The 26370-nt window shown below is 71.3% G+C and carries 27 protein-coding genes; 15 read left to right on the forward strand and 12 right to left on the reverse strand.

What is annotated here, in order from left to right; all coding sequences use genetic code 11:
- Nucleotides 1–29: 29 nt before the first annotated feature.
- The 5 genes from ACIRO3_RS34840 to ACIRO3_RS34860 form a co-directional block, all read right to left on the reverse strand.
- A complete protein-coding gene (locus ACIRO3_RS34840) occupies nt 30–287 on the reverse strand; it encodes a helix-turn-helix domain-containing protein (protein ID WP_404143524.1) in 258 nt (85 codons plus the stop codon).
- The gene (locus ACIRO3_RS34845; RefSeq protein ID WP_404143526.1) at nt 287–784 is read right to left on the reverse strand and encodes a DUF2975 domain-containing protein; all 498 of its coding nucleotides are present in this window, start codon (nt 782–784) and stop codon (nt 287–289) included. Before ACIRO3_RS34845 ends, ACIRO3_RS34840 begins: the two co-directional genes overlap by 1 nt.
- A 114-nt stretch (nt 785–898) precedes the next feature.
- Nucleotides 899–1663 (reverse strand): amino acid ABC transporter ATP-binding protein, encoded by a 765-nt coding sequence (locus tag ACIRO3_RS34850; protein WP_404143527.1) that lies wholly within the window; start codon nt 1661–1663, stop codon nt 899–901.
- A 46-nt stretch (nt 1664–1709) separates the two neighbouring features.
- The gene (locus ACIRO3_RS34855; protein ID WP_404143528.1) at nt 1710–2672 is read right to left on the reverse strand and encodes an ABC transporter substrate-binding protein; all 963 of its coding nucleotides are present in this window, start codon (nt 2670–2672) and stop codon (nt 1710–1712) included.
- 151 nt (nt 2673–2823) lie between these two features.
- Nucleotides 2824–3993: an LLM class flavin-dependent oxidoreductase gene (locus ACIRO3_RS34860; protein ID WP_404143530.1), complete on the reverse strand. Its 1170-nt coding sequence runs from the start codon at nt 3991–3993 to the stop codon at nt 2824–2826.
- 668 nt (nt 3994–4661) lie between these two features.
- On the opposite strand from ACIRO3_RS34860, the gene ACIRO3_RS34865 reads away from it, so the two are divergent.
- The 9 genes from ACIRO3_RS34865 to ACIRO3_RS34905 all read left to right on the forward strand — a co-directional run bounded on the left by ACIRO3_RS34865 (nt 4662) and on the right by ACIRO3_RS34905 (nt 14558).
- The gene (locus tag ACIRO3_RS34865; RefSeq protein WP_404143532.1) at nt 4662–5705 is read left to right on the forward strand and encodes an amino acid ABC transporter permease; all 1044 of its coding nucleotides are present in this window, start codon (nt 4662–4664) and stop codon (nt 5703–5705) included.
- A gap of 228 nt (nt 5706–5933) precedes the next feature.
- The gene (locus tag ACIRO3_RS34870; RefSeq protein WP_404143534.1) at nt 5934–6896 is read left to right on the forward strand and encodes an amino acid ABC transporter permease; all 963 of its coding nucleotides are present in this window, start codon (nt 5934–5936) and stop codon (nt 6894–6896) included.
- Nucleotides 6893–7684: an amino acid ABC transporter ATP-binding protein gene (locus tag ACIRO3_RS34875; RefSeq protein ID WP_404143536.1), complete on the forward strand. Its 792-nt coding sequence runs from the start codon at nt 6893–6895 to the stop codon at nt 7682–7684. Before ACIRO3_RS34870 ends, ACIRO3_RS34875 begins: the two co-directional genes overlap by 4 nt.
- Before the next feature lie 106 nt (nt 7685–7790).
- Nucleotides 7791–8813 carry a transporter substrate-binding domain-containing protein gene (locus ACIRO3_RS34880; protein WP_361783413.1) on the forward strand — a complete coding sequence of 341 codons (1023 nt, stop codon included), beginning with the start codon at nt 7791–7793 and terminating at the stop codon, nt 8811–8813.
- A gap of 54 nt (nt 8814–8867) precedes the next feature.
- A complete protein-coding gene (locus ACIRO3_RS34885; protein WP_404143538.1) occupies nt 8868–9602 on the forward strand; it encodes a GNAT family N-acetyltransferase in 735 nt (244 codons plus the stop codon).
- Nucleotides 9603–9727: 125 nt separating this feature from the next.
- Nucleotides 9728–10972, forward strand: coding sequence for an LLM class flavin-dependent oxidoreductase (locus ACIRO3_RS34890; RefSeq protein WP_404143540.1), 1245 nt, complete (start codon nt 9728–9730; stop codon nt 10970–10972).
- A 30-nt stretch (nt 10973–11002) separates the two neighbouring features.
- A complete protein-coding gene (locus ACIRO3_RS34895) occupies nt 11003–12376 on the forward strand; it encodes an NtaA/DmoA family FMN-dependent monooxygenase (RefSeq protein WP_404143542.1) in 1374 nt (457 codons plus the stop codon).
- Nucleotides 12373–13428 carry an LLM class flavin-dependent oxidoreductase gene (locus ACIRO3_RS34900; protein WP_404143543.1) on the forward strand — a complete coding sequence of 352 codons (1056 nt, stop codon included), beginning with the start codon at nt 12373–12375 and terminating at the stop codon, nt 13426–13428. Before ACIRO3_RS34895 ends, ACIRO3_RS34900 begins: the two co-directional genes overlap by 4 nt.
- An 11-nt stretch (nt 13429–13439) precedes the next feature.
- Entirely contained in the window at nt 13440–14558 is a 1119-nt protein-coding gene (locus ACIRO3_RS34905; RefSeq protein WP_404143544.1) for an LLM class flavin-dependent oxidoreductase, read from the forward strand.
- Nucleotides 14559–14605: 47 nt separating this feature from the next.
- On the opposite strand, the gene ACIRO3_RS34910 is transcribed toward ACIRO3_RS34905, so the two are convergent.
- The 4 genes from ACIRO3_RS34910 to ACIRO3_RS34925 are packed head-to-tail and all read right to left on the reverse strand — an operon-like array spanning nt 14606 to nt 18321.
- A complete protein-coding gene (locus ACIRO3_RS34910) occupies nt 14606–15106 on the reverse strand; it encodes a MarR family transcriptional regulator (RefSeq protein WP_361783394.1) in 501 nt (166 codons plus the stop codon).
- A 52-nt stretch (nt 15107–15158) separates the two neighbouring features.
- Nucleotides 15159–15584, reverse strand: coding sequence for an STAS domain-containing protein (locus ACIRO3_RS34915; RefSeq protein ID WP_404143546.1), 426 nt, complete (start codon nt 15582–15584; stop codon nt 15159–15161).
- On the reverse strand, nt 15581–16663 hold the full coding sequence (locus tag ACIRO3_RS34920; RefSeq protein WP_404143548.1) for a B12-binding domain-containing protein: 1083 nt from the start codon (nt 16661–16663) through the stop codon (nt 15581–15583). Before ACIRO3_RS34920 ends, ACIRO3_RS34915 begins: the two co-directional genes overlap by 4 nt.
- Complete coding sequence (locus ACIRO3_RS34925) at nt 16660–18321, reverse strand: PP2C family protein-serine/threonine phosphatase (RefSeq protein WP_404143550.1); 1662 nt, start codon at nt 18319–18321, stop codon at nt 16660–16662. The genes ACIRO3_RS34920 and ACIRO3_RS34925 overlap by 4 nt, the downstream gene beginning before the upstream one ends.
- Before the next feature lie 884 nt (nt 18322–19205).
- Here ACIRO3_RS34925 and ACIRO3_RS34930 point away from each other — a divergent pair.
- Nucleotides 19206–19691 (forward strand): peptidase inhibitor family I36 protein, encoded by a 486-nt coding sequence (locus ACIRO3_RS34930; RefSeq protein WP_404143552.1) that lies wholly within the window; start codon nt 19206–19208, stop codon nt 19689–19691.
- A 66-nt stretch (nt 19692–19757) separates the two neighbouring features.
- On the opposite strand, the gene ACIRO3_RS34935 is transcribed toward ACIRO3_RS34930, so the two are convergent.
- On the reverse strand, nt 19758–20600 hold the full coding sequence (locus ACIRO3_RS34935) for a helix-turn-helix transcriptional regulator (RefSeq protein WP_404143554.1): 843 nt from the start codon (nt 20598–20600) through the stop codon (nt 19758–19760).
- A gap of 183 nt (nt 20601–20783) precedes the next feature.
- Between ACIRO3_RS34935 and ACIRO3_RS34940 the strand changes: the two genes are divergently transcribed.
- Complete coding sequence (locus ACIRO3_RS34940; RefSeq protein WP_404143556.1) at nt 20784–21518, forward strand: SDR family oxidoreductase; 735 nt, start codon at nt 20784–20786, stop codon at nt 21516–21518.
- A gap of 11 nt (nt 21519–21529) precedes the next feature.
- On the opposite strand, the gene ACIRO3_RS34945 is transcribed toward ACIRO3_RS34940, so the two are convergent.
- Both ACIRO3_RS34945 and ACIRO3_RS34950 read right to left on the reverse strand, forming a co-directional pair.
- Complete coding sequence (locus ACIRO3_RS34945) at nt 21530–22081, reverse strand: hypothetical protein (RefSeq protein ID WP_404143557.1); 552 nt, start codon at nt 22079–22081, stop codon at nt 21530–21532.
- Complete coding sequence (locus ACIRO3_RS34950) at nt 22078–22215, reverse strand: hypothetical protein (protein WP_404143559.1); 138 nt, start codon at nt 22213–22215, stop codon at nt 22078–22080. Before ACIRO3_RS34950 ends, ACIRO3_RS34945 begins: the two co-directional genes overlap by 4 nt.
- Before the next feature lie 1083 nt (nt 22216–23298).
- Here ACIRO3_RS34950 and ACIRO3_RS34955 point away from each other — a divergent pair.
- From ACIRO3_RS34955 to ACIRO3_RS34970, 4 genes are all read left to right on the forward strand, one after another.
- The gene (locus ACIRO3_RS34955) at nt 23299–23502 is read left to right on the forward strand and encodes a cold-shock protein (protein WP_366001592.1); all 204 of its coding nucleotides are present in this window, start codon (nt 23299–23301) and stop codon (nt 23500–23502) included.
- A 379-nt stretch (nt 23503–23881) separates the two neighbouring features.
- A complete protein-coding gene (locus ACIRO3_RS34960) occupies nt 23882–25402 on the forward strand; it encodes a DEAD/DEAH box helicase (RefSeq protein WP_404143561.1) in 1521 nt (506 codons plus the stop codon).
- A gap of 45 nt (nt 25403–25447) precedes the next feature.
- Complete coding sequence (locus tag ACIRO3_RS34965; RefSeq protein WP_404143562.1) at nt 25448–25864, forward strand: CBS domain-containing protein; 417 nt, start codon at nt 25448–25450, stop codon at nt 25862–25864.
- 53 nt (nt 25865–25917) lie between these two features.
- Complete coding sequence (locus ACIRO3_RS34970; RefSeq protein ID WP_404143564.1) at nt 25918–26232, forward strand: SCO5918 family protein; 315 nt, start codon at nt 25918–25920, stop codon at nt 26230–26232.
- The last annotated feature ends 138 nt before the right edge of the window (nt 26233–26370 follow it).

The following is a 26370-nucleotide window of genomic DNA, read 5'->3' on the forward strand; positions in this document are numbered from 1 at the left end:
TCAGGCCGGGTCGGGCCGGGGCGGATGGGTCAGGGCAGGTCAGGCTGGGACGGGCCGGCGTCGGACGGGCCGGCGTCGGACCGGTCGGGTTCCCAGCGCAGCAGGTCTCCGGGCTGGCAGTCGAGCGCCTCGCACAGCGCGGCGAGCGTGGCGAAGCGCACTGCCTTGGCGCGGCCGTTCTTGAGCACGGCCAGATTGGCCGGAGTGATCCCGACGCGCTCCGAGAGCTCGCCCACGGACATCTTCCGCCGGGCCAGCATCACGTCGATGTCGACGGCGATCGGCATCAGATGACCTCGTTCAGCTCGGCTCGCAGGTGAGCCGCCTCCACGTCACGGGCGACGGCCTGCGCGAGCAGCATCCGGAGCACGAGCACGATGAGCGCGACCCCCAGGACCCCCGTGCCGGCCCCGCCGATCAGCAGGACCATGCCCGGCGGAACGGCCTCGCCCGGCGCCAGGACCACTCCCAGGGCGAACACCAGCAGGGCGGCCGCGACGACACTGCCCATCACCACGTCCACGTATCGGAACGCGGCGTGGGAGAACACCGTGCCGCGTTTCACCATCGTCACCAGGCGCCACACGCACACCAGCACCACCTGGATCGCGACGACGCCCAGAACCGTGAGGGCGAGGAGCGGGACGCGCAGGTGCGCGTACTCCGCGTCGAGGTCCTCCAGGTCGGTGGCGAGCAACGGAACCATCACCCCCAGTACGAACACCGTGCCGGCCGCCAGCATCACGAGCACGGCGCGCAGCGCGAGCACCGTCAGTCTTCCCATCGTCTCTCCTCGGACCTCGGATCGAGTAACGATGGAAACCTATCGAAAAACGATAGGCGCCGGCAAGTGGGCCGCGGGCTCGCGATCGCCCCGGGGCCCGGAGGCCCGACCCGCTCAGAGCACCTTGGCAAGGAAGGCGCGGGTGCGGGCATGCCGGGGGGCGTCCAGGACGGCCGCGGGCGGGCCCTGTTCGACCACGACACCGCCGTCCATGAACACGACGGTGTCGGCGACCTCGCGCGCGAAGCCGATCTCGTGGGTCACCACGATCATGGTCGTTCCGGCGCGGGCCAGGTCCTTGATGACGTCCAGGACCTCACCCACCAGCTCCGGGTCGAGCGCCGAGGTCGGCTCGTCGAAGAGCAGCACCTTGGGTTCGAGGGCGAGCGCGCGGGCAATGGCCACCCGCTGCTGCTGACCGCCGGACAACTGTCGCGGGTAGGCGTCGGCCCGGTCGGCCAGACCGACCCTGTCCAGCAGCCTGCGGGCCGTCTCCTCCGCCTTCGTGCGCGGCCGGCGCAGCGCGGAGAGCGGCGCCTCGACGACATTGGCCAGCACCGTGAGGTGGGGGAACAGGTTGAAGTTCTGGAAGACGAACCCGATGTGCGTGCGCTGCTTCAGAACCTCCTTCTCCTTCAGCTCGTGCAGCCGGCCCCGGGCACTGCGGTAGCCGATGAGCTCGCCGTCCACGCTGATCCGGCCGCGATTGACCTTCTCCAGGTGGTTGATGGTGCGCAGGAGCGTGGACTTCCCCGAGCCGGAGGGGCCGAGGATCACCGTGACCTCGCCGGCGCGCACTCTCAGGTCCACGCCGCGCAGCACCTCCAACGGCCCGAAGCTCTTGTGGACGCCCTGGACGTCGACCATGAACTCGCTCAAGATTCCTCCTTCTCGGTGCGCTGACCGACGGGACCGGGGAAGACGCTCACGTGTGTTCGGCCGGGTTGGTCCGCGACGTGTCGATCTTCGAATCGGTGGTGCCCCACTTCTTCAGGATCCGGTCGTACGTCCCGTTCTTGATCAGCTCGTTGACCGCTGCCTGGAAGGCGGGGGTCAGCGGGGAGCCCTTCTTGAAGGCGAAGCCGACGTCGAGGCGGTGGTACTCGCCGAGGAAGGTGGACCGCGCGGCGGGCTGCGCCGCCTGGTAGCGCAGGCCGTTGATCGTCGACATGACGACGTCGATGCGACCCTGCTGGAGCGCGGTGGTCACGGCTCCGTTCTCGGAGAAGACCTTGACCTCGTAGGGCTTCTTGCCCGCCGCGGCGCACACGCCCTTCTGTGCGGTGAGGGTCTTCTCGAACGTCGTTCCCGCCCCGGTGCCGATCGTCAGCCCGCACAACTGCGTGAGATCGTCGACCTTGCCGGTCAGCGTGGTGCTGCCCGTCTTGACCGCGAAGCCCTGACCGTCGTTGATGTACGTCACGAAGTCGATGGACTTCAGACGCTCGGCGGTGACGCCGAAGTTGCCCGTGCCGAAGTCGTACTTGCCGCTGCCGAGGGCGGGGAGGATCGTCTCGAAGGAGGCGTCCTGCCGTTCCAGCTTCACGCCGAGGACCTTGGCCACCGCGTCGGCGATGTCGATGTCCTGACCGGCGGGCGGCTTGTCCTGCCCGTTCGGGTAGTACGCCGAGGGCGGGGCGCCGACGGAACTGCCGACCCGCAGGGTGCCCGCCGTACGGACGCCGGACGGGAGCAGCGCGGCGATCGTGTCCACGGTGCGGACGCCGGCGACCGGGTCGTCGGCCGGCGCGGGGGAGACCTGGGCGCCCGCCACCGCAGGCGCCCCGCCGTCGGATCCGCAGGCCGCCGTCAGCGTCAGCAGGGGCAGGAGGGCGAAGGCGGCGAGAGCGCGGAGGTGGGAGCGGGTCCCGTTCCCGGGGAGGTTCACAGCGGGGAGGCCTTTCCGTGGCGGGGCGTGTTGACCGAGCGAGGTGTGTTGACGGGGCGGGGCGTGTTGACCGAGCGGGGTGTGTTGACGGGGCGGGGCGTGTCGATCGGGAGGGGCGTGCCGGCCGGGCGGGGCGCGCACGTCGCGGAGGTCATCCGCGTACCGCCGTCAGGTTCTCTCGGGGGGAGCGCGCGGCGTTCGCGGCGTCCTGTCGGGCTCCACGCGCGGCGTCGCGCTTCGCGACCTCCTCGCGGACGAGCGGGATCACGTACCGGCCGAAGTCGACGGCGTCGCCCAGCAGGTCGTAGCCGCGGGCCGAGAGGATGTCGACGCCGAGGTCGTAGTAGTCCAACAGGGCCTGGGCGACCGTCTCCGGGGTGCCGACCAGGGCGTTGGAGTTGCCCGCGCCACCGGTGGCGGCGGCGGTCGGGGTCCACAGCGCCCTGTCGTAGCGCTCGCCGGCCTCGGCGATGGCGATCAGCCGTTGTGATCCGGTGTTCTGGGGGGCCGCGGCGTGCAGGACCCCGTTGCGGTGGTGGCGTGCGAGGCCCGCCTCCCGGCGCTGCTTGATGGCTCCCACCGTGCGGTGGGCCTTCTCCCAGGCCAGTTCCTCGGTCGGGGCGATGATCGGACGGAACGCGACCTGGATGCGGGGGACGTCCGTGCGGCCCGCGGCCTCCGCCGCGGCCCTCACCGCGTCGATCTGCTGGGCGGTCTGCTCCAGCGGTTCACCCCACAGGCAGTAGATGTCCGCCTCCGCTCCGCCGGCGGCGTACGCGGCGGCCGAGGAACCGCCGAACGACACGGCGGGGCGCGGCTGTTGAACGGGGAAGACGTCACTGACGAAGTCGTGGAAGCGGTAGTGCTCGCCCTCGTGGTCGAAGGGCTCGCGGGAGGTCCAGATCCTCTTGACGATCCGGATGTACTCGACGGTGCGGGCGTAGCGCTCGTCCTTGGTGAGGGTGTCGCCCTCCCGGCCCTGTTCGTGATCGTTGCCGCCGGTGATGAAGTGCACGGCCAGCCGGCCTTCGCTGATCTGGTCGAGGGTGGCGAAGGTCTTGGCGGCGAAGGTGGGGTACGAGACGTTGGGGCGGTGGGCGAGCAGGATCTGGAGGCGGTCCAGTCTGCTCGCGATGTACGCGGCCGCCGGGGCGGGGTCCGGGGAACCGGATCCGTAGGCGAACAGCACCCGGTCCCAGTCGTGGTCCTCGTGCGCCCGGGCGAGCCGGAGCGTGTACTCCTTGTCGAAGGCCGCGCCGGAGCGCGCGGTGGTTTCGGAGCCGTCGTTGGTCGCGGCTATGCCGAGGAATTCCACGGGCATGGGGTGGCCTTTCGGGAACGGTGGTGGGGCGGGGGCGCGCTCGGGCAGGACTGAACCGCCGTATGTGCAGCACAATGTGAGGACACGTCAGGTAGGCGCGCGCGTCGGATGGGCGCAGCGCGGGCGGCGGGGCGACGGTACGGGCGTGACGACGCGGGGCGTCGGGAGGAGTGATCGGGGTCGCGCGGCAGCGCACGTCCGGGCTCGCGGCAGCGCCTTCTCACGCGGGCCGCAGCACGCGCACGCTGGTGACGCGAAGGGAGAACTCGGCCCGCGACGGGGTCACCGAGGGAGGGAAGGGCCGGTCAGACAGCCCGCTGCCGCGTCAGGCGCAACACGCCGCGGACCACACCCGACCGAAGTCGATGTAGTCGCGCGAGAACAAGCGCTGATGGGCATTCATATGACTACTTGAGCAGTACATGAGGCGCTTCGTCAAGCAAAGGCCCGCGTGCCGGACGGCCTCGGCGTACGGAACACGCACGGTTGACACCGGCATGCCACGGGCGCATACGATCGACGGAGGACGGGTTCCGCCGCGCGCGGAAGCCGTTCCGGTCGCGTTGAGGGACGCGGCGAGCGTGACGACACGAGCATCCGCTTCCCGGCGGCCCCGGCGCCGCCGGGCCGTCATCCGCGCCCGCCTCCCTCCCTTGGAGAGCCTTCCCATGGCCATCCCTTCCGACGTGTCCGACGCCGCCGACGTGTCCGACTCCACTGCCGTCCCCGCTCCCGACCCCGCACCCTCGGCCGGGTCCGTTACGAAGCCCGCGGAAGCCGAACACGGCTTCGATGCCGAGGTGCCGCCCATCGTGCCCCGCCGGCACATCGGCCGCCTGCTGTCCGCGGCCGTCGCCCTGCTGGTCCTCGCCATGGTGCTGGCCTCCATCGTCCGCAACGACGCCTTCCAATGGGAGGTGGTGGGACGGTACTTCACCACCACCGCCGTACTCGACGGGCTGCTGCTGACGCTGTGGTTGACCGGCGCGGTGATGGTGCTCGGCTTCCTGCTCGGCACCCTGCTGGCGGTGATGCGCCTCTCCGGCAATCCGGTGCTGCGCACGCTGAGCTGGGGCTACGTGTGGATCTTCCGCTCCACACCGCTACTGGTGCAGCTGTTGTTCTGGTTCAACATCGGCGCCCTCTACCCCACCCTGGGCCTCGGCATCCCCTTCGGACCCGAGCTGTTCTCCGTCAAGACGGTGAACCTGCTCGGCCCGACCCTCACCGCCGTCATCGGCCTGACCCTGCACGAGAGCGCGTACGCCGCCGAGGTCGTGCGCGGCGGGATCCTCTCCGTCGATCCCGGCCAGACCGAGGCCGCACAGGCGCTCGGCCTGAGCAGGCGCCGGACCCTGCGCCGCATCGTCGTACCGCAGGCGATGCGCTCGATCGTGCCGACCGCCGGGAACATGCTGATCGGCACCCTCAAGGGCACCAGCATCGTCAGCGTCCTGGCCGTCCACGACCTGCTGTACTCCGTGCAGTTGGTCTACAACCAGAACTACCAGGTCATCCCGCTCCTGATGGTGGCCACCCTCTGGTACGTCGCCGTCACCACCGTGCTGAGCGCCGGTCAGTTCCACGTCGAGCGGTACTACGCCCGCGGCACCTCCCGCGACCTGCCCCCCACACCACTGCGGCGGCTGCGGATCCGGCTCGCCGGCCTGCGCGCCCGGCTGCGCACGGTGACCGCGCCCGGCGGCCACTGACCCGAAATCGCGGCCGTCGCGGCCCCGTTTCATTTCACCAGGAGGCATTGTGTGTACGGCGGATGAAATCGGTACGCGCTTCTCCGCTTTCCGATATCAAGACCGTTGACACCCCCTCTCGGGGCTGCCTAGCTTACGCCGCAGATAAACGATATCGGCGGCCTCTCCTGTCCGGCATGACGGCTGCTTTTCCCGATTCTGCTCCTTATCGCAGCCGCTGGAGTGTCCTTGACCGAATCGCTGCTCCTCTCCGCGCCCGTCGCCCCCTCCGGGCCGCCCGGTCCGGCCGCGCGGGTCCTCCCGCTGCGCCGGCCCGGGCGGTGGGTCGCCGCCACCGTCGTCCTGGTGCTGGTCTCCCAGGCGGCCCACGGGCTGATCACCAATCCCTTCTACCAGTGGGACCGCTTCGCGTACTGGTTCCTGCGCCCGGTCGTCCTGGAGGGACTGCTCATCACCCTCCAGGTGGCCGCGTACAGCGCGGTCGCCGGTCTGGCGGGCGGCGTCCTGCTCGCCCTCGGCCGACTCTCCGGCAACCCGGTACTGCGGTCGGTGAGCTGGACGTACATCTGGCTCTTCCGTTCCGTGCCGCTGATCGTCGTCCTGCTCTTCCTCTACAACCTCAGCGCCCTCTACCCCACCCTCAGCGTCGGCGTGCCGTTCGGACCCGCGTTCTTCACCTTCGACGAGTCCCGGCTCGCCACCGACATCGTCGTCGCGGTGGTCGGCCTGAGCCTGTGCGAGGCGGCGTACGCGGCCGAGATCGTCCGGGCCGGTGTCCTCTCGGTCGACCAGGGCCAGCACGAGGCGGCCGCGGCACTGGGCCTGCCCCGGCGCTACCAGTTCGCCCGGATCGTCTTCCCGCAGGCGCTCCGGTCGATCGTCCCCTCGTACGTCAACCAGCTGATCGGCCTGCTCAAGGCCACCTCGCTCGTCTTCTACGTGTCCCTGCTCGACCTGTTCGGCTCCGTACAGAGCCTGGCCGGCACCTATCCCGGCGACGTGGTGCCCCTGCTGCTGGTGGCGACCGTCTGGTACGTGATCCTCACCAGCCTGGTCTCCCTCGCGCAGTTCCACGTCGAGCGGTACTACGCCCGCGGCGCGCTGCGCACCGTACCGCCCACCCCCCTTCAGCGGGGCCGGGCAAGCCTGCGCGACCTGCGGATCCGCCACCGGAAGGAGACGGCCCGATGACCGCGACCGACCTCGCCGCGACCGTCCGGCCCGCCGCCATCGAGGTGCACGACGTCCACAAGTGGTACGGAGGCCACCGCGTCCTCGACGGGGTCAGCCTGACCGTCGCGCCGGGCACCGTGACGGTGATCCTGGGCCGTTCCGGCTCCGGCAAGTCCACCCTGCTGCGCGTCCTGAACCACCTGGAGAAGCCCGAGGCGGGCCACGTCAGCGTCGGCGGCGAGCTGATCGGCGTCCAACGCCACGGGGACCGGCTCAAGGAACTCGGCGAACGGGCCATCCTCGTCCAGCGCAGCCGGATCGGCTTCGTCTTCCAGAACTTCAACCTCTTCCCGCACCTGACCCTGCTGGACAACGTCGCCGCCGCCCCGGTGGCCACCGGCCGGCTGCCCCGCCCACAGGCGCAGGCACTGGCGCGCGAACTGTTGCAGCGCGTCGGGCTGGGAGACCGTACCGGCGCCTACCCGCGACAGTTGTCCGGCGGACAGCAGCAGCGGGTGGCCATCGCCCGGGCCCTCGCGCTGCGGCCGGGGGTCATCCTCTTCGACGAACCCACCTCCGCGCTCGACCCCGAACTGGTCGGCGAGGTCCTGTCCGTGATCAAGGACCTGGCCACCGGGGGCACCACCCTCGTGATCGTGACCCACGAGATCGGCTTCGCCCGCGAGGTCGCCGACGAGGTCGTCTTCCTGCACGAGGGCCGGATCGTCGAACAGGGCCCGCCCGAACAAGTGTTGGACCACCCGGCACACCCGCGTACGCGCGAGTTCCTGAGCAAGGTGCTCTGACCTCCCCGGATCCCGGACCGGGCCCACCGGCCCTCGGCCCCGGGCGCAGCGTGCCCCCTTTCCCACTTACCTCCCCACCTCACCGAACCCTCGACGAAGGAACGCCATGCAACGCCAGTCCACCCTGCGCACCAGACTCGTCCGCGGCCTCGGCGCGGCGACCGCCACCGTGGCTCTCGCCTCTGGGCTCACCGCGTGCGGCGGTGACGCGAACGCCACCGACGCCGGCACCGCGACGGGCAAGGTGACCATCGGCGCCGTCTCCAACGGAGCCGCCCGGCAGGCCGAACTGTCCGCCCCGGTCGTGGAATCCCTGCGGGCACACCTGCCCAAAGCCGTACGTGAACGCGGGGAACTGGTCATCGGAGTCGGCGCCCTGCCCGCCGGATACCCGCCCCTCGCCTACGTCGGCACCGACCAGAAGACCTTCACGGGCGCCGAGCCGGACCTCGGTCGACTGGTCGCCGCGACCCTGGGACTCAAGCCCGTGGTGAAGAACTTCACCTGGGAGAACCTCTTCGTCGGCATCGACAGCGGAAAGGTCGACGTGGCCTTCACCAACGTCACGGTCACCGAGGAACGCAAGAAGAAGTACGACTTCGCCTCCTACCGGCAGGACAACCTGGCCTTCGAGGCGCTCAAGGAGAACACCTGGAACTTCAGCGGCGACCACCGCGACCTCGCCGGCAAGAAGGTGGCGGTCAGCTCGGGCACCAACCAGGAGAAGATCCTCCTGGAGTGGCAGAAGAAGCTCCGGTCCGAGGGCAAGGACGTCGAGGTCAAGTACTTCCCGGACGCCAACAGCGTCAACCTGGCGCTGAGCGGCAAGAAGATCGACCTCAACTTCGGGCCGAACCCCTCGATCGCCTACCACATCACCCAGACCGCGAGCGGCAACGCCCCCACGCGCAACGCCGGCTCGTTCTCCGGGGCGGGCGAGTCCCTCCAGGGACTGATCGCCGCGACGTCGAAGAAGGACAGCGGTCTGGCCGCGCCGGTGGCGGAAGCGATCAACCACCTGATCAAGAACGGCCAGTACACGCAACTCCTCACCGCGTGGAACCTGCCCAACGAGGCCGTGACCACCTCCGAGGTCAACCCGCCCGGCCTGCCCGTCACCAACTCCTGAACCCGCGGGCCGACGCCGGCCCGGGCCGCCCCACGGAAGGAGGGCCTCGTCCCCATGAGCGCCGCCACCCCCACCTCGGTCACCCCGCACATCCTCGACAACCCGGCCTGGGCCTCGCTGTCCGGCCCGCACACGGCCTTCGCCGAGCGAGCCGGCGGCCACGCCGCCCGCTACGCCCGGGACGTCGCCCCGTTCGCCGCGATCGCCGATCCGGCCGACCCCCGGTCCTGGGACGGCCTGCGCTCCCTGACCGGCGCCGACGGGATCGTGACACTGGCCGGGGTGCTGACCCCGCCGGACGGCTGGGAGCTCGTCGACACGATCGAGGGAGTCCAGTTGGTCGACACCTCCCTGCGCGCCGAACCCGCCCCCGAGGCGGTGCGGCTCGGCCCCGCCGACGTACCCGAGATCCTGGACCTGATCGAGCTGACGAAACCGGGACCCTTCCTGCCCCGCACCGTCGAACTGGGCACCTACCTCGGCATCCGCCACCAGGGCCGACTGGTCGCCATGGCAGGCGAGCGACTGCACCCGCCCGGCTGGACGGAGATCAGCGCGGTGTGCACCCGTCCCGGAGACCGCGGCAAGGGGCTGGCCACGCGCCTGGTGCGCGCCGTCGCCGCGGGCATCCGCGAGCGGGGGGAGGTGCCGTTCCTGCACACGGCCGCGAGCAACACCGGAGCGATCCGGCTCTACGAGTCGATCGGTTTCACCGTGCGCCGCCGGCCGTTCTTCATGGCCCTGCGTGCCCCGGGAACACCGCTCAACACTGCTGCCAAGTTCTCTTAATATTGCGGTCATTGTATGCCCCCTCCATCGGGCGTAGCGTTTTTCGAAGAAATGGCTGACGGGACGAATTCGCGACCCCGCACCGGCTCATCTTCCGTACGCCGATCAGGAAGGCGCATTTCGACGTGTCCGCATCCCCGTCACCTTCTGGCACTCCGTCCCCTTCCGGTTCCTCGTCATCCTCCGCACCGCTCCACCTGGCCGTCGCGCTCGACGGCGCCGGCCGGCACCCCGCCGCCTGGCGCGAGCCCGGGGTGCGCCCCGAGGCGTTGTTCACCGCCCGCTACTGGGCCGACGCGGTGGCGGAGGCCGAGGCCGGTCTGCTCGACTTCGTCACCTTCGACGACGGGCTCGCCCTCCAGTCCACCTCGACCGACGGTCCGGACGGGCGCACGGACCTCGTCCGCGGGCGGCTGGACGCCGTCCTGACCGCCGCCCGCATCGCACCGCTGACCCGGCACATCGGTCTGGTCCCGAGCGTGACCACCACCCACACCGAGCCCTTCCACATCTCGAAGGCCATCGCCACCCTCGACCACGTCAGCCGCGGCCGGGCCGGCGTGCACGTCCAGGTCTCCGGACTGCCCCACGAGGAGCGGTACTTCGGCCGCAGGCCCGCCCCGCTGTCCGGCGCGGACCTGTACGAGGAGGCCGCGGACCACGTCGAGGTGATCCGGCGGCTGTGGGACAGCTGGGAGGACGACGCGGAGATCCGTGACGTGTCCACCGGCCGGTTCATCGACCGGGACAAGCTCCACTACATCGACTTCGAGGGCCGCCACTTCAGCGTCCGGGGGCCCTCGATCACCCCGCGCCCACCGCAGGGCCGGCCCGTGGTGAGCGCGGTGGGCGCCCCCGGGGACGGGGAGGCCTCGTACCGGCTCGTCGCCCGTTCCGCCGACATCGGATACGTGAGCGCGCGCGACGCCGCCGGGTCGGCGTCCGCCGTCGCCGCGATCCTGCGGGCCCGGGAGGCGGCCGCCCCGGGGGAGGAGCCCCTGCGCCTCTTCGGGGAGCTGACCGTCTTCCTCGACGAGGACGGCCCGGCGGCGGCCGCACGCAAGGAACGCCTCGACGCGCTCGCGGGCCACCCGTACGAGGAAGACTCCGAGGTGTTCGTCGGAACCCCCGCCCGGCTCGCGGACCTGCTCGCGGAGCGACGTTCGGCGGGACTGTCCGGCTTCCGGCTGCGGCCCGGCGTGATCGCGCACGACCTGCCCGCCGTCACCCGCGGGCTGGTGCCCGAACTCCAGCGGCGCGGCCTCTTCCGCACCGCCTACGAGGCGGACACCCTGCGCGGACTGCTGGGACTGGACCCCCACCCGGCCAACCGCTACGCCACGCCGCCCTCCGCCGGCACCGCCGCCTGACCCGGAAGCTCCGGAAGGACGAACCGAACCATGAGTACCAAGCCGCTCAAGCAGATCCACCTCGCGGCCCACTTCCCGGGCGTCAACAACACCACCGTGTGGGGCGACCCGGCGGCGGGCAGCCACATCGACTTCGACTCGTTCACCCACTTCGCGCGCACCGCCGAACGCGCCAAGTTCGACTTCCTCTTCCTCGCCGAGGGACTGCGGCTGCGTGAACAGGGCGGGAAGATATACGACTTGGACGTCGTGGGCCGCCCGGACACCTTCACCGTCCTCGCCGCCCTCGCGGCCGTCACCGAGCGGCTCGGTCTGACGGGCACCATCAACTCGACCTTCAACGAACCGTACGAGGTGGCCCGCCAGTTCGCCTCCCTCGACCACCTCTCCGAGGGCCGCGCCGCGTGGAACGTGGTCACCTCCTGGGACGCCTTCACCGGGGAGAACTTCCGGCGCGGCGGATTCCTGCCCCGCGAGGAGCGCTACTCCCGCGCCCGGGAGTTCCTGTCCACCGCAAACGAGCTGTTCGACTCGTGGAACGGCTCGGAGATCGCCGCCGACGCCGGGGCGGGCACCTTCCTGCGGGACGCCCGCGCCGGGGCCTTCGCCCACCGGGGACGGCACTTCGACATCGAGGGCCACTTCAACGTGCCCCGCAGCCCGCAGGGCCGGCCGGTGATCTTCCAGGCGGGCGACTCCGACGAAGGACGCGAGTTCGCCGCCTCCGGCGCCGACGCCATCTTCGGCCGGCACGCCACGCTGGACGAGGGCCGCGCGTTCTACGCCGACGTCAAGAGGCGCCTCGCCGCGTACGGCCGCACGCCCGACCAGCTGAAGATCCTGCCCGCCGCCACGTTCGTGCTCGGCGACACCGACGCCGAGGCCCACGAGAACGCCCACGAGATCCGCCGCCTCCAGGTCAGCGGGCAGACCGCGATCAAGTACCTGGAACACGTCTGGAACCGGGACCTGTCCGCCTACGATCCGGACGGCCCCCTCCCCGACGTCGATCCCGAGGTCGGCGAGAACACCATCGCCCTCGGGCGCGCCGGCGTGCGGCAGTTCCACGACCCCCTGACCACGGCACGGGAGTGGCGCGAGCTGGCCGAGGCCAAGAACCTCTCGATCCGTGAGCTGGTGATCGCGACGACCGCCCGCCAGACGTTCATCGGCACCCCGTCCACGGTCGCCGAGTCGATCGACTCCCTGGTGCAGCAGGACGCCGCCGACGGCTTCATCCTGGTCCCGCACCTCACCCCCGGCGGCCTGGACGTCTTCGCCGACACCGTCGTCCCGCTGCTCCAGGAGCGGGGGGTGTTCCGCTCCGAGTACGAGGGCACCACCCTGCGCGACCACCTGGGGATCTCCGTACCCGGCGTGGACCGGGAGGTCGCGGCCCCGTGAAGTTCCTGGCCATCACCCTGATCACGGACAGCGCCGACCCGGTGACGGGCGCCCCGACGCCCGTCCGCGAGCGCTTCCGGCAGGTCGTCTCCGCCGCGGTGCAGGCCGAGCAACTCGGCTTCGACGGGTTCGGGGTCGGCGAACGCCACGAGCGACCGTTCCTGTCCTCGTCCCCGCCCGTGGTCCTCAGCCACATCGCGGCGCTGACCAGCGAGATCCGGCTGTACACGGCGGTGACCACGCTGAGCCTGCTCGACCCGGTACGGGCGTACGAGGACTACGCGACGCTCGACCACCTCAGCGACGGTCGCCTGGAGCTGATGATCGGCAAGGGGAACGGCACGGCACAGCGCGAACTGTTCGACGTGAGCCCCGACGACCAGTGGGAACGCAATTCGGAGGGGTACGGACTGTTCCGACGGCTCTGGCACGAGGACAAGGTGACCGCGCGGCCGCGCTTCAGGCCCGCCCTGACCCGCGCCGAGGTACTGCCCCGGCCCTACCAGCGGACCCTGCGCGTCTGGCACGGCAGCGCCACGAGCCGGGAGTCAGTCGACCTCGCGGCGCGCCACGGCGATCCGTTGTTCTCGGCGAACGTCACCCATCCGATCGCTCCGTACGCCGAGTTGATCCGCCACTACCGCGAACGCTGGGAGCACTACGGACGCGACCCGGCCCACGCCGTCGTGGGCGCGGGCACGGCCGGCTTCCACACCGCGGCCACCTCGCAGAGGGCGGTGGCGGCGTACCGGCCGTCCTTCGAGCGCTACCTCGCCGCCCACCGGGCGCAGGGCGTAGAACCTGTCTTCGCGACCCTGGAGGACTTCGTAGAGCGGAGTTCGGCCCTGATCGGCAGCCCACAACAGGTGATCGAGAAGGTGCACCGCTACCACGAGGAGTTCGGCCACACGGTTGTGCACCTCCAGGCCGAACCCGGCGGACTCACCGACGCCGAACACCGGGCATCCCTCGAACTCTTCCAGTCACAGGTCGCTCCGGTGCTGCGCCGCTCGATCCCGGACCCCGCCTTCCCCCCTGCCCCCGACCTGTAAGGAGTACGGCCATGTCCGGCATCCCCCTCGGCGTCCTCGACCTCGTACCGATCGCCTCCGGTTCCACCGCCACCGAGGCCCTGCACCACACGATCGACCTCGCCCGGCAGGCGGAGACCTTCGGTTACGCCCGCTACTGGTTCGCCGAGCACCACCTCAACCCGGGCGTCGCCGGGACCTCTCCGGCGGTCGTCCTCGCGCTGACCGCCTCCGCGACCACGACGATCCGCATCGGCTCGGGCGCCGTCCAACTGGGGCACCGCACCGCGCTGTCCACGGTCGAGGAGTTCGGCCTGATCGACGCCCTGCACCCCGGCCGCCTCGACCTGGGGCTGGGCCGCTCGGCCGGACGCCCGCCGAAGCCCGCGCCGGACGCCGAGCCGCCCTTCCAGGGGAGGACGGCGAACGGCCTCCTGATCCCGTCCCGCTTCTCCTTCGCCCACCTCCTCGGCCACCCGCGCGTCGCCCTCCAACAGCGGCTGCTGAACCTTCCCGGAGCCACCCCGCAGGACTACGCCGAGCAGGTGTCCGACGTACTGGCCCTGCTCCGGGGCGAGTACCGCTCCCCGGAGGGCGTGGAGGCGCACGCGGTACCGGGCGAGGGCGCCGACGTACAGGTGTGGGTCCTGGGCAGCAGCGGCGGGGTGAGCGCGGAGACCGCCGGCCGCAACGGCCTGCGCTTCGCGGCGAACTACCACGTCAGTCCCGCCTCGGTGCTGGAGGCCGCGGAGGGCTACCGCGCCGCGTTCAAGCCCTCGGACGAGCTGGACCGGCCGTACCTGACCGTGTCCGCCGACGTCGTGGTGGCCGAGGACGACGACACGGCGCGCGAGCTGGCCACCGGGTACGCGCCCTGGGTGCGCAGCATCCGTACCGCCGAGGGCGCCATCCCCTTCCCGACGCCCGACGAGGCACGCGCACTGCCGTGGACGGACGCGGACCGGGAGCTGGTCGCGGACCGGGTGGACACGCAGTTCGTGGGCTCGGCGCGGACGGTCGCCGACCACCTCGACCGGCTCCAGGAAGCCACCGGCGCCGACGAACTGCTGATCACCACCATCACGCACGACCACGAGGACCGGGTCCGCTCCTACCGCCTGCTCGCCGAGGAATGGGCGCGCCGCACCTGACCCGGCCCGGCGAGGCGGCGCTCCCGCGGCCGGGTCGGGAGGCCGGGTCAGGAGGCCGGGTCACGGGACGGGTTCTTCTGCTGGGGGAAGGCGGCGGCCGTGATGCCGAGTTTCAGGGCCGCGAGTCCTGTGGCCAGAGCGCGGCGGTTGTCCGTGGTCATCGATTCGAGGGCTTGGGCGAGCGTCTGCTCACGGTTCTCGCGTATCCGCGCCAGATGTGTCCGCCCGGCCGGAGTCAGCCTCAGCGTGATCTCACGGCCGCTGTCCGGGCAGGGATGGCGCTCAAGGAAGTCGATGGCCTCAAGGCGGTCGCACAGCCGGGTGACGGAGGGCGCTGCCGCGCCGAGGAAGTCGGCCAGGGCGCGCATGCGGATGCCCGGCCGGCGGTCGACCAGGTACATCAGACGGAGCTGGGAGGTGGAGGCGGGGGCAGCCGCCGTGTTCTGGCGGGCGTTCTCCCATATGACGTCGAGGAGTTCGACGATGTCCCCGACGGAGCGGGCCTCTTCGTGGCCGGTGCCGTGCGGGTCGGTGGCCGGTACTGGCATCTGTGTTCCCTCCACACGACCGGATCGCTCGGCGCGCCGGCGCGTTCCGGCGTCAGACGCCGGTGTCCGGGCTGCCGGAGCGGGCCGGTATGGACTTCTCCGAAGTGGCGGACGGTCTCTCCGCGGTGGAGGATCCGGACGTGCCCCCTGTGTCCGTGAGGTGCTCCAGCGTACCGGTGACTTGCAGGAGCCGGTCCAGTTTCGCCGTCCGGTCGTCGAGGTGCAGGCGTAGACCCGCCGCGTCGGTGTGCCGCCTGATCATCAGCAGCACCGACAGACCGGTCGAGTCGACAGCGGTCACCTCCGCGCAGTGCAGGTGCAGGTCGCGCAGGCCGGTCCGCTCGATCAGCAGGCGGCCGACGGCGTCCAGGAGGAGGTCCGCGCTGTCGTGGTCCAGGTCGCCGCGCAGTTCGATGCGCACGGTTTCCTCCGCGTCGACGCACGTCACGTGCAGCGGGCTGGTGGGCGGGTTGGTCATTCGGCGGTCCCGGCGGTGGTGAGAGGGCTACTGGTCAAGCGGGCGGAGCCGGATCGCAGGATGCCGGCCGCGCGGGGGAAGTCCTTCAACTCGCGGCCCAGGAGCGCCAGGGCCGGCAGGAGCGAGTGGGCGGGGACACCGCGCGAGGTCAACACATCGGCGGTCCACCGGATGAATCCGGCGAACAGCTCCTCGTCGTCGGCGTACAGGGCGGTGGCGAGGAACTCCACGATGTGGGCCAGGTCCTCGGCGGTGCGTTCGCGCTGGATCTCGCTGTAGCCGCGCATCGCCGGGTAGGCGTCCTCCAGTCCGGTGAAGACCACCCGTACGAGTTGCGGGCGGGTCCGGGCGACGAGGGTGTACTCCTGGTCACTCAGGTGCGGGAGGTCGTCGATGGCCTGATGGGCCGGCTGGGGACGCGGCAGCGGGGCGCGGGCCAGGCAGTCGGCGGCGGAGCGGGCGTCGGGCGCCCAGGCGTCCGCGCCCAACAGCCGTGCGTAGCGGCCGTCGGGCCCGAACGCGGCTCCGCCCACGAGCACGGGCGTACCGGCCGCCTGGCAGGCGGTGATCGTCGCGTGCGCGGTCGGCAGACGCGTGGCGATCGAACCGGAGAGGGCGACGGCGTCCGGGCCGGTGCGGTGCAGGTGCGCGACGAGGTGCGGCATGGGGACCTGGGCGCCGAGGTAGTCGACGTGCCAGCCGCGCAGCCGCAGCACCTCGGCCAGGAGCCGGGCCGGCAGGGCGTGCCATTCGCCGTCCACGCAGGCCACCGTGACCCGGCCCCGGGTGGGAGTCCTCTGCGCCGAGGGATGCCGGGCGAGCGCGGCGACCGCTCGCTCGTTGATCGCGGTGGCGGCGTGCTCCTGCGCGACGGTGATGCGGTTGGCGGCCCACTCCTCGCCCACCCGGCCCTGAACGGGGGCGATCACGTCGAGCAGGACGCTCTCGGCGTCCAGACCCTCGTCCAGCGCCCGCAGAACGGCCGCGATCACGGCCGCCTCGTCGAAGCCGAGGGCCCCCTCCCACAACTCCTTCGCCAACTGCGCCGCCGCGGCGGCCTCCGTCTCCCGTGGGCTCACGCGGTGAACCTCCCCCGGGTGTGACCGTCCACCGCGCTCAGGTGGTTGGTGCGCGGAGCGGAGATGACGACGACGGCCATGTCGTCGTGCCGGCCCGTCCCGACCCACTGGGAGGCGAGCATCTGCACCCGCTCCACGACGGCTTCGGCGGGCATGCCCGCGCACTCCGAAAGCGCGCGGCGCAGGCGGGCCTCGCCGAACATCGTCCCGCCGAGCGGTCCGCCGCGCGCCTCGCTGATCCCGTCCGTGTAGAGGACGCACACCTCACCCGGTGCGAGCGTGACCAGCGCCGTACTGGCGGTGACCGTCGGCAGCGCGCCGACGAGGGTGCCCTGGGTGGCGGCCTCTTCGACCCGCCCGTCGGAACGCAGGATCAGGGGCGCCGGATGACCGGCACTCGTCAGGCGCAACCGCACCGCGTTCCCCTCGCGTGCCGCGGAGGCCAGGACCATGGTCGCGAAGCGGGCGTCGTGCGTGTTCAGGAGCGCGGTGTTCAGCAGGCTCAACATCCGCTGGTGGTCGTCCGCCAGGGGCAGCAGGGCGTGCAGGGTGTTGCGGATCTTCCCCGTCATCACCGCGGCTTCCAGGCCCTTGCCGCACACGTCCCCGAGCACGACGAGCGAGGACTCGCCCTCCACCGCCGGGGGGTGGACGTCGTAGAAGTCCCCGCCGATCCGCTCGTGTTCCAGTGAGGGCCGGTAACCGCCCGCGTACTCGACACCGGACACCTGGTGCAGCGACGGGGGCAGCAGTTCCCGCATCAGCGTCTCGGTGATCGAGGCCTGCTCCGCGTACAGGCGGGCGGCCGACATCGCGGCGCCGGCGCGGGCGGCGAACAGCCGGGCGAAGACCTCCTCGTCCTCCGTGAACGCGGCGCCGTCGGCATGGCGCAGGAGCACCAGGGCGCCGGCGGGCACCCCGTGCCCCGGCAGGGGAGTGATGACGATCGACCCCACCGCGCCGAAGCCGTCGGGAATGAGCCACGAGGGCGCGGCATCGGGATCGATCCAGCGGGAGGGAACGGGCGGGAAGCCCTGGAGAGCCTCCCCGAGCCCCGGTACCTCGTCGGGATCGGCGCCCACACCGAACGTCCTCGGAGTTCCGCCGCGAACACAGGCCACCACGGGCAGTTCACGGCCGCGCGACGGGGCGATCACCAAGGCCGCGTCGGCGAGGTGCTCCGCGGCCATCTGCGCCGTGACGTCCATGCACCGGTCCAGATTGAGTGAGGAGAGCAGGAGGTTGGAGGCCTGGGTCAGGAACGTCGTGCGCTCCCGCTCCATTCGCAGGGCTTCACGGGCCAGGCGGTGGTCGGTGTCGTCGACCAGCCACCACACCACCGTGCCGTCCTCACGCACCGTCGGATGTGCCTCGTAGGTACGGTCGCCGACCGGGCCCTGCACCATCGGTCTCCGATCGGCGCCGGGGCGCTGTCCGGGAACCGCCCGCAGGTACCGCGCGTGCGCCGACGACAGCCACGCGGGCACCGCGTCCGACAGCGCCGATCCCGAGCGGGCGTCCGGAAAGACCAGGCCGGCCGCCTCGTTGACGAAGAGCAGGTCCGCATCGGCGTCCGCCACCAGAACCGGGTAGGGGGCCTCGCCCCACGGAATGCCCACCGCGGTCGAACCGGCAGATGACTGGGTGGAATTCACCAAACGTAGAAGGCCCGCTGCGCGAACCCCTCACCTCATCGTCTCGAAGGAAATATCCTTGCCTTCCGGCAACCATCCTCCATCTGTCGGTCCCTTGGCAACCAGGCCCCCCTCGTGGCGGCATCCCCCACGGGACGTACACCGAACGAACACACCGCCTGCTCCCGTGCGGCGGGAACCCGGCACCGTGAGAACCGTCACCCGATCACGGCGGCCCGGGCACGGGATCCGGCGGTGTACTGCGCCTCGCGGCCGCCCCGGGCTCGGTGGCCCGCGTCTTCGCGCTGACCGGCCTGGACCAGGTGATCGCCGTGCACCCCACCCCGCAGAGCGCCCTCTCGTCCGGCGCCGGTTCACGGGAATCCGGCAACGGGACCGCCGCGCCTTCGACGCGTCCGGCGCGCGAGAGGTCGACAGGGCGATGACCCGAGTTCCGGAACGTGACATCGAAGGGGTGCACAGCCACCCGGAGGATGACCTGCAGGCCCTGTTCGGCCACTCCACGGCCGTCTTCGCCTCCCTGGCAGGCCCCGCACACAGGGCGGAGGACGCCAACGCGGCCTTCTTCAGCGCGATCGGGGCCGGAGAACCCGTACGCACCGGGACCCCGCTGAAAGCGGTGATGCCCCGACCGGAGGCACAAGGCATCCTCACCCCTGCTGGACCGGGTCTACCGGGGCGGCGAACGCCACGCCCGCGACTGGGGCCGCGCCCGGTACCGCCACCGAGGCCCCCGGTCCGTAGGCCCCGCGCCGCGCCACAGTGCGGCGCGGCGCGTCCGGGGTGCGGTCCGCCCGGAGGGGAGGTGCGATGGAGTGAGCACCCGCCCCCAGCCGACGACCGGCCGGACGGAGCGCGGTGGTGGCCGACAGAGCGGAGTGATCACCGTGAGCACACCTCCCGTGACCGCGACTGCCGTGGCCGCACCTCGACGGGCCGGGCGCCGGGGAGCCGGGCGCCGGATCGGCGTGTCCCGGGTTCTCGGCGCCGCGTGCCTCGTTCTGGCGCTCGCCCCCGCGACGCGGGCCGGGGCCGACGGCTTGCTCGTCCCCGCCGAACGGTGCACCCCGGGCTGGGTGTGCGGCTGGACCGGACCCGCGTACACCGGTGTGGTGAGCCTGGTCGCACTGGACATGCCGCGGTATCCGGAGACCACCGCCTACGTCGGCTTCAACGACGGAGCTTCGGTGTGGAACGGCGCCGGTACCTGGCGGGTCGAAGGCGCCCCCTGGGGTCGGTGCGTCACCGTGTACAACCAGGCCGGCTACACGGGACGGAGCCTGACCGTCGCTCCCGGCCAGGGCGTCGAGCAACTCGCGGCGTCCTTCGGGCACATCCGCTCCGGCCGCTTCCACACCTGCCGACTGTCCTGACCCAGACCCGGACCCAGACCCAGACCCTGACCCCGACGCGACCCGCACCGGGGGCACAGGCACGTACTACCGCTCCGCCGAGGACTCCCGCCGCCGCGTGGCCCCGAGGCTGCCGAGCAGGGAAAGGGCCTGGGCACTGGGGCTCTCCGGTTCGGCGTGGTAGATCACGACCTGCTGGCCGACGGCTCCCCGGACGTCGAAGGCGTGGTAGGTGAGGGACAGCGGCCCGACCTCGGGGTGGACGAGGTCCTTGGCGTCGCGGGACTTGCCGTAGACGGTGTGCGAGGACCAGAGCGCCGCGAACTCCTCGCTCGCCTCGCCGAGGAAGCCCACCAGCTCCGGCAGGCGCGGGTAGCGCGGGTCGACGCCGGTTGCCTGGCGCAGGCCGGCCACGACCGCCTCGGCCGCCCGGTCCCAGTGCGTGAAGAAGGCTCGGGCCGCCGGATCAAGGAAGATCATCCGGGCCAGGTTGTCCACTTCTCGGAACGGGGAGAACAGGGCGTCGGCCAGGGCGTTCGCCGCCAGGAAGTCCGTTGCCGGATTCAGGACGAACGCGGGGGTGCCGGTGAATCCGTCCAGCAGTTGCCTCAGCATCACTGCGGCGGTCTCCCTCGGCGGCGCCCGATGGCCGTCCGGCACGGCACCCGCGAGCCGGTACAGGTGCTCCCGCGCCTCGACGTCCATGCACAGGGCGTCGCCGATCACCTCGAGGATCTGCGCGGAAGGGCTGCGCTCGCGGCCCTGCTCCAGGCGTGCGTAGTAATCGGTGTTCATTCCGGCCAGGACGGCGACCTCCTCGCGTCGCAGTCCCGCCACCCGGCGCCGGCCGTGGGAGGCCAGCCCCACGTCGCCGGGCCGTAGGCGTGCGCGGTGTGCGCGCAGGAAGTCTCCGAGATCGTTGCTGGTCACCCCGACAGGCTAGGGGGCGTTGCGGTGGTGTGCCTGGGTGCGTCGTACCCCGGCACGACCTGCCCTGGCTGCTCCTGCGTCCGCGCCCCAGACTCCGGAGGGCGAACACGCTCCGGGCGACGTCCCCGACGACGTGTCCCACCACCAACGACTGGCACTTCGCCCCCACAAGGAGAACCGAGCATGACGCAGACAGGCAAAGTCGTGGCGATCACCGGCGCGAGCAGCGGCATCGGCGAGGCGACCGCCCGCCGACTCGCCGCCGACGGGCACCGGGTGCTCCTCGGCGCACGCCGCACCGACCGGCTGGAAGGCCTCGTGGAGCAGATCGTCGCCGAGGGCGGGACCGCCGCCTTCCGCGCGCTGGACGTCACCGACGCCCAGGACGTGCGGGCGTTCGTCGACGCCGCGCGCGCCGAGTTCGGCCGCATCGACGTCCTCGTGAACAACGCGGGCGTGATGCCCCTGTCTCCACTGGAAGCGCTGAAGACCGAGGAGTGGGACCGCATGATCGACGTCAACGTGCGCGGGGTCCTCCACGGAATCGCCGCCGCCCTGCCGGCGATGCGCGCACAGGGCGCCGGCCACATCGTCAACATCGCCTCCGTCGGCGCGTACGAGGTCTCGCCCACCGCCGCCGTGTACTGCGCCACCAAGTTCGCCGTCCGCGCGATCTCGGAGGGACTGCGTCAGGAGTCCGGCGGGGACCTCAGGGTCACGTTGGTCTCGCCGGGGGTGACCGAGTCCGAGCTCGCCGACAGCATCTCCGACCCGGCGGCCCGCGAGGCCATGAAGGCCTACCGCGCCGTCGCGCTGCCCGCCTCGGCCATCGCGGACGCCATCGCCTACGCCCTTTCCCAGCCCCCCGGCGTGGACGTGAACGAGATGATCGTCCGACCCACCGCGAGCGCCCAGTAGCCGGTGGGGAGCTACTGACCGGTGTCCATGTGATGAGCGCGGAGCCATTGCGCCTCGAACTCGTCCCGGCCGATCTCCATGCCCGCAAGGTCGGGGTCGAAGAAGTCCACGACGGGAGGGTTGTACGCCCAATCGTCCGGACCGCTCTTGACGGCGGTCCCGTCGCCGCCGAGCTCCACTTGACGAAGCCGGCGCCCGTCTGACCCGACCTCCATCAGATAGTCCGCCGGACCGACGCCGTCCTCGCCGTCCCACCGGCGCCGCAGGTACACGACACTTCGGTCGGCCAGGGCGCCGAAGCCGGGCCGGTCGCGCTGAGCACGGCGCTGAGTCCTCAGGGAGTCCAGGCCGTCGGGCAGGGTCGGTGCGTCGATGTCGATCGCGTTCAGGTTCCACGTCTCTGCCCGGTCGACCGTGTCCGAACGGTCGATGACCTCGACCTCGGCGAACGTCTCGACGATTTCCCGGGGCGACCTCGCATGGATCCACCACCACAATGCGCCCATGCCGTAGTCGTGCAGGACGAGGAAGCGCGTCTTGCCCGCGGCGTCAGTGTCGGTCACGTAGGCCGAGCCATGCGGCGGTTGCCCTCGCGGTGGGTGGGGAACCGGTCGGCGTCCGTCCAACGCCGGACCGTGTCGACGGGGTTGGCCACGCGCGGCGGTTCGGACGCCTGACCCATGGTGTAGGACTCCATGCGGCACAGCGTAGAAGCCGGTCAGGCCCGCCGGCGACCGGTGTCAGGCGCAGACCACGGGCGAAGTGGCCGTGCGCGGGTGCGCCGCCGCCTTCGACTCCGCACGGAGGGCGCCGACATAGCTGTTCGAGTTCGATTGCCTGACCTCCGAACACCCATAAATCTATGCCGACGGTAGTAGACATCGGGTGTCAGTGTGGCTATGGTTTCCCCCGTAGCCGAGATGAGCGAGATCTGCGGGGCCCGGCAGGGAAGAACTGCCGGGCGGCAGGACACGTAGTCGCAGTGCGCAGTAACGCGGTGCCGCGGTAACGCGGTTCCGTTGGGTGAGTGAGAGTTCCCAGAGGGAAGAACGGAGGGATTGGTCGCCATCAGGATCGCCCGGGCGGAAGTCTTGAGTCCGGGTACCGCAGGACATCGTGAGTGAGGTGGTCTCCGGTCAAGCAACCGCGATCCCCGCAGTCCGGACGGCAGGTCCGTCGGATCTGTGGAAACAGAAGGCCGGCACATCACTAGCGCCGGCAGATGGTGTGGCAGTCCCTTCGGGGCCTTGGTGCCGTACGGCACCAAGGCCCCTCGACGCGTTTGGCAGAGCGGCGCGAGGACACCAGGCGATTCGTACGGCCGAGTGGATGACGACGACCATCCCGCCTGCGCGATGGGCGGGGCGGCGGACTCGGGACCGCACCCGTTTTCCTTCGCGCCCCCTTCGTACGGGCGTGCCGGTCCGGTCGGTGAACGCGGGCCCCGGATTCCGCGGTCCGCGAGCGGCAGCGGCCACCCGGAACACGGACCGGGATACGGCAATACCTGTGACGGCGGCATGAGGGTTTAATGTCCGCCGCGCGGAAGGTATGTGCGGTAACAGCCCGAGCGGAATTATTCAACGCACTCGAGCCGCTACGGCGTGCTACTGTCGATCTCAGTTGCAGTTGTGGTTCCCAAAACTTCAAGCGGTTCCACCGGCTTTTTCGCCGCTGGAAGCCTTGCTTATTTCCGGTCCTTTCCCGGCGGGGCATCATCGCGGCGACCCGGCATCCGCACATCGCGGGTCCCGGCGTACTGCCCCAAGGGAGACTCGACATGGCGTCTGGCACTGTGAAGTGGTTCAACGCGGCAAGAGGGTTCGGGTTCATCGAGCAGGATGCCGGCGGCGCCGACCTATACGCCCACTTCGCGCACATCACCACTCCGGGCATCAGTGAACTGCTCGAAGGCCAGAAGGTCACCTACGACATCGCGCAGGGCCCGAAGGGTCCGCTGGCGGAGAACATCGTTCCCGCCTGACGCCGACACGCACTTCGTAGCTGGGACCCGCATCCCTCGGGGTGCCGGCCCCAGCTGCGGACATCTCCCGCGGTGTTCCGCCCCCGCACTTCCCGCTCGCGCCGCGACCTCGGTATCCGTGGAGTCCGGCGGCCAGGGCGGACCTTTTCCCGGCACCGGCACAAACACTTCGGCCGACGCGCTCCCTCCCCGAGCCGCGGCCCGGATTTCGCCTCCAGGGGAGTCGCCCGGCACCGCCCGTCTCGGCGTTCGTGCCCGCAGTTGTTTTTGTTTGTATTCAGACGCTTTCGCATTCCATCCGGCTCGTTCTCGTGTTTTCCCGTGCTGCTCTTCCGCCGCGGGAATTCCTTGATACGCGCTATGTCAAGGAAGGTTCTCGATGAACCCCACACGTACGAACGACCGCTCCCCTCGCACTCGCGGCCGTAGCGGCAGCACCGCCTACAGCTCGGCGGCCGGCTCGGGCCGGGGCAGCCGCTTCGGTTCGTCCTCCCCGAGCCGTTCGTCCGCCCCGAGCCGTTCGGGTGGATACGGCCGGCGGCCCGCCTCCCTCCAGGGCGAGTTCGCCCTGCCGAAGACGATCACCCCGGGGCTTCCCGCCGTGGATGCGTTCGCGGACCTCGACATGCCCGGGGAACTGCTGGCCGCGCTCACCGCGCAGGGCCTGAGCGTTCCCTTCCCGATCCAGGGCGCGACCCTGCCCAACACCCTCGCCGGCCGCGACGCGCTCGGCCGAGGACGCACCGGCTCGGGCAAGACCCTGGCCTTCGGCCTGGCCCTGCTGGCCCGCACCGCCGGGCAGCGCGCCGAGCCCCACCAGCCCCTGGCCCTGGTCCTGGTTCCCACCCGCGAGCTCGCCCAGCAGGTCACCGACGCCCTCACGCCCTACGCCCGCTCGGTGAGGTTGCGCCTGACCACGGTCGTCGGCGGTATGTCGATCGGCCGCCAGGCCGCAGCCCTGCGCAACGGCGTCGAGGTGGTCGTCGCGACGCCGGGACGCCTCAAGGACCTCATCGACCGTGGCGACTGCCGGCTGAACCAGGTCGGGATCACGGTCCTGGACGAGGCCGACCAGATGGCCGACATGGGCTTCATGCCCCAAGTCACCGCCCTCCTGGACCAAGTCCGCCCCGAAGGCCAGCGGATGCTCTTCTCCGCCACCCTCGACCGCAACGTCGACCTCCTGGTGCGCCGCTACCTCACCGACCCGGTCGTGCACTCCGTGGACCCGTCCGCCGGGGCGGTCACCACGATGGAGCACCACGTCCTGCACGTACACGGCGCCGACAAGCAGCGGACGGCCACGGAGATCGCGGCCCGCGAAGGCCGAGTGATCATGTTCCTCGACACCAAGCACGCCGTGGACCGCCTGACCCTGGACCTCCTCAACAGCGGAGTCCGCGCCGCCGCCCTGCACGGCGGGAAGTCGCAGCCCCAACGCACCAGGACCCTCGCCCAGTTCAAGACCGGGCACGTCACCGTGCTCGTCGCCACGAACGTGGCCGCCCGCGGCATCCACGTCGACAACCTCGACCTCGTGGTGAACGTGGACCCGCCGACCGACCACAAGGACTACCTCCACCGTGGCGGCCGTACCGCCCGCGCGGGCGAGTCCGGCAGCGTCGTCACCCTGGTCACCCCCAACCAGCGCCGCGAGATGACCCGGCTCATGGCCGCCGCCGGCATCGTGCCCCAGACCACCCAGGTCCGCTCGGGCGAGGCCGAACTGCACCGGATCACCGGCGCCCAGGCCCCCTCCGGCATCCCCGTGACGATCACCGCTCCGGTGGTCGAGCGGTCCAAGGGCACCGCCGCCCGCCGCAGGCGCAGGCCCGCCATGCCCGCGGCGGCCCGCCGCGCGAACGTGCGACAGCCCTCCTCCTTCGATGCGGCGGCCTAGAACATCGCCATGAGGAAGCTGACCCATCTCTGCAGGAGGTACCTTTTGACGCTCGTTCAGATGCGGCCCCACCAGTCGAGGACCAACCCCGCGCACCCGACGACGGTCGATATCGCTGACGCGGACGCCCTCCAGGTCGGCGACGACATGACCGTCGAGGTGGCCCTGTCCGTCATGGCCGGCGCCCGCGCGAGTCACCTCCTCGTCCGCGACCAGGACGGCCAGTGCGCGGGCACGGTCACCCGGTCCGGCCTCACGGCCTTCCGAGACAGCTCCGCCTACACGGACCTGGTCCGGCTGCGCGACATCCCCGGTGACCGCGGGCCGCTCGACGCGCCCGTGGCCACGGCGCCCGAACCGGTGCCCGGGCCCGCGTACGCGCCGCGCCCCGGCCGGCCCGACGCCCTGCCCGTCGCCGGGGAACAGGGCGCCGCTGCGGGCGGCTTCGCCCTCGCACGCTGAACCGCCTCACCCGGTACCACCGCATCCCGTCCCCCCTCTCCCTGTGAGGCATCATGCGCTGCGTCATCGCCCGTTTCCCGTTCGACCTCACCAAGAGCGGCGTCCTGGAAACGATGAAGGGCGTCAAGCCCGAACAGATCACCGCCGAATCCGTGATCATCGGCCGCCGCACCTACCCCGCCAAGCAGGTCGGCCAGGTCATCACCCGCCAGGACCGCCGTGACTTCAGCACCGGCGAAGTCCTCCGCGCCATGGCCCAGCTCGGCTTCACCTGCCGCGACCTTCCCCCGGCCGCCAGGCCCGCCCGCGCCGCCCTCAGCCCGCTCCAGCAGGCGTCCGCGATGCTCGGTACCCCCGTGGCCGTCTGACCCGAGGGAAACAACCGGCCGGGACCGATAAGGCCCGGCCGCCCACCGCCGTTCGCCGTCCCGCCTGCTCCGATGCCTCGGAGCAGGCGTCTCGGTTTCATCCGGCCCCTTCGACGTACGAGGCGAGGTCGGCCGGCG

It is taken from the genome of Streptomyces sp. NPDC102278 (assembly GCF_044766345.1).
In the GTDB taxonomy this organism is placed as follows: domain Bacteria; phylum Actinomycetota; class Actinomycetes; order Streptomycetales; family Streptomycetaceae; genus Streptomyces.

What these genes read in the sequence shown, in the direction of transcription:
- ACIRO3_RS34885 (WP_404143538.1), top strand. Translation starts at nt 8,868, where the DNA reads ATGAGCGCCGCCACCCCCACCTCGGTCACCCCGCACATCCTCGACAAC.
- ACIRO3_RS34960 (WP_404143561.1), top strand. Translation starts at nt 23,882, where the DNA reads ATGAACCCCACACGTACGAACGACCGCTCCCCTCGCACTCGCGGCCGT.
- ACIRO3_RS34910 (WP_361783394.1), bottom strand. Translation starts at nt 15,106, where the DNA reads ATGCCAGTACCGGCCACCGACCCGCACGGCACCGGCCACGAAGAGGCC.
- ACIRO3_RS34860 (WP_404143530.1), bottom strand. Translation starts at nt 3,993, where the DNA reads ATGCCCGTGGAATTCCTCGGCATAGCCGCGACCAACGACGGCTCCGAA.
- ACIRO3_RS34875 (WP_404143536.1), top strand. Translation starts at nt 6,893, where the DNA reads ATGACCGCGACCGACCTCGCCGCGACCGTCCGGCCCGCCGCCATCGAG.
- ACIRO3_RS34970 (WP_404143564.1), top strand. Translation starts at nt 25,918, where the DNA reads ATGCGCTGCGTCATCGCCCGTTTCCCGTTCGACCTCACCAAGAGCGGC.
- ACIRO3_RS34865 (WP_404143532.1), top strand. Translation starts at nt 4,662, where the DNA reads ATGGCCATCCCTTCCGACGTGTCCGACGCCGCCGACGTGTCCGACTCC.
- ACIRO3_RS34895 (WP_404143542.1), top strand. Translation starts at nt 11,003, where the DNA reads ATGAGTACCAAGCCGCTCAAGCAGATCCACCTCGCGGCCCACTTCCCG.
- ACIRO3_RS34915 (WP_404143546.1), bottom strand. Translation starts at nt 15,584, where the DNA reads ATGACCAACCCGCCCACCAGCCCGCTGCACGTGACGTGCGTCGACGCG.
- ACIRO3_RS34955 (WP_366001592.1), top strand. Translation starts at nt 23,299, where the DNA reads ATGGCGTCTGGCACTGTGAAGTGGTTCAACGCGGCAAGAGGGTTCGGG.
- ACIRO3_RS34905 (WP_404143544.1), top strand. Translation starts at nt 13,440, where the DNA reads ATGTCCGGCATCCCCCTCGGCGTCCTCGACCTCGTACCGATCGCCTCC.
- ACIRO3_RS34950 (WP_404143559.1), bottom strand. Translation starts at nt 22,215, where the DNA reads ATGGAGTCCTACACCATGGGTCAGGCGTCCGAACCGCCGCGCGTGGCC.
- ACIRO3_RS34840 (WP_404143524.1), bottom strand. Translation starts at nt 287, where the DNA reads ATGCCGATCGCCGTCGACATCGACGTGATGCTGGCCCGGCGGAAGATG.
- ACIRO3_RS34940 (WP_404143556.1), top strand. Translation starts at nt 20,784, where the DNA reads ATGACGCAGACAGGCAAAGTCGTGGCGATCACCGGCGCGAGCAGCGGC.
- ACIRO3_RS34845 (WP_404143526.1), bottom strand. Translation starts at nt 784, where the DNA reads ATGGGAAGACTGACGGTGCTCGCGCTGCGCGCCGTGCTCGTGATGCTG.
- ACIRO3_RS34880 (WP_361783413.1), top strand. Translation starts at nt 7,791, where the DNA reads ATGCAACGCCAGTCCACCCTGCGCACCAGACTCGTCCGCGGCCTCGGC.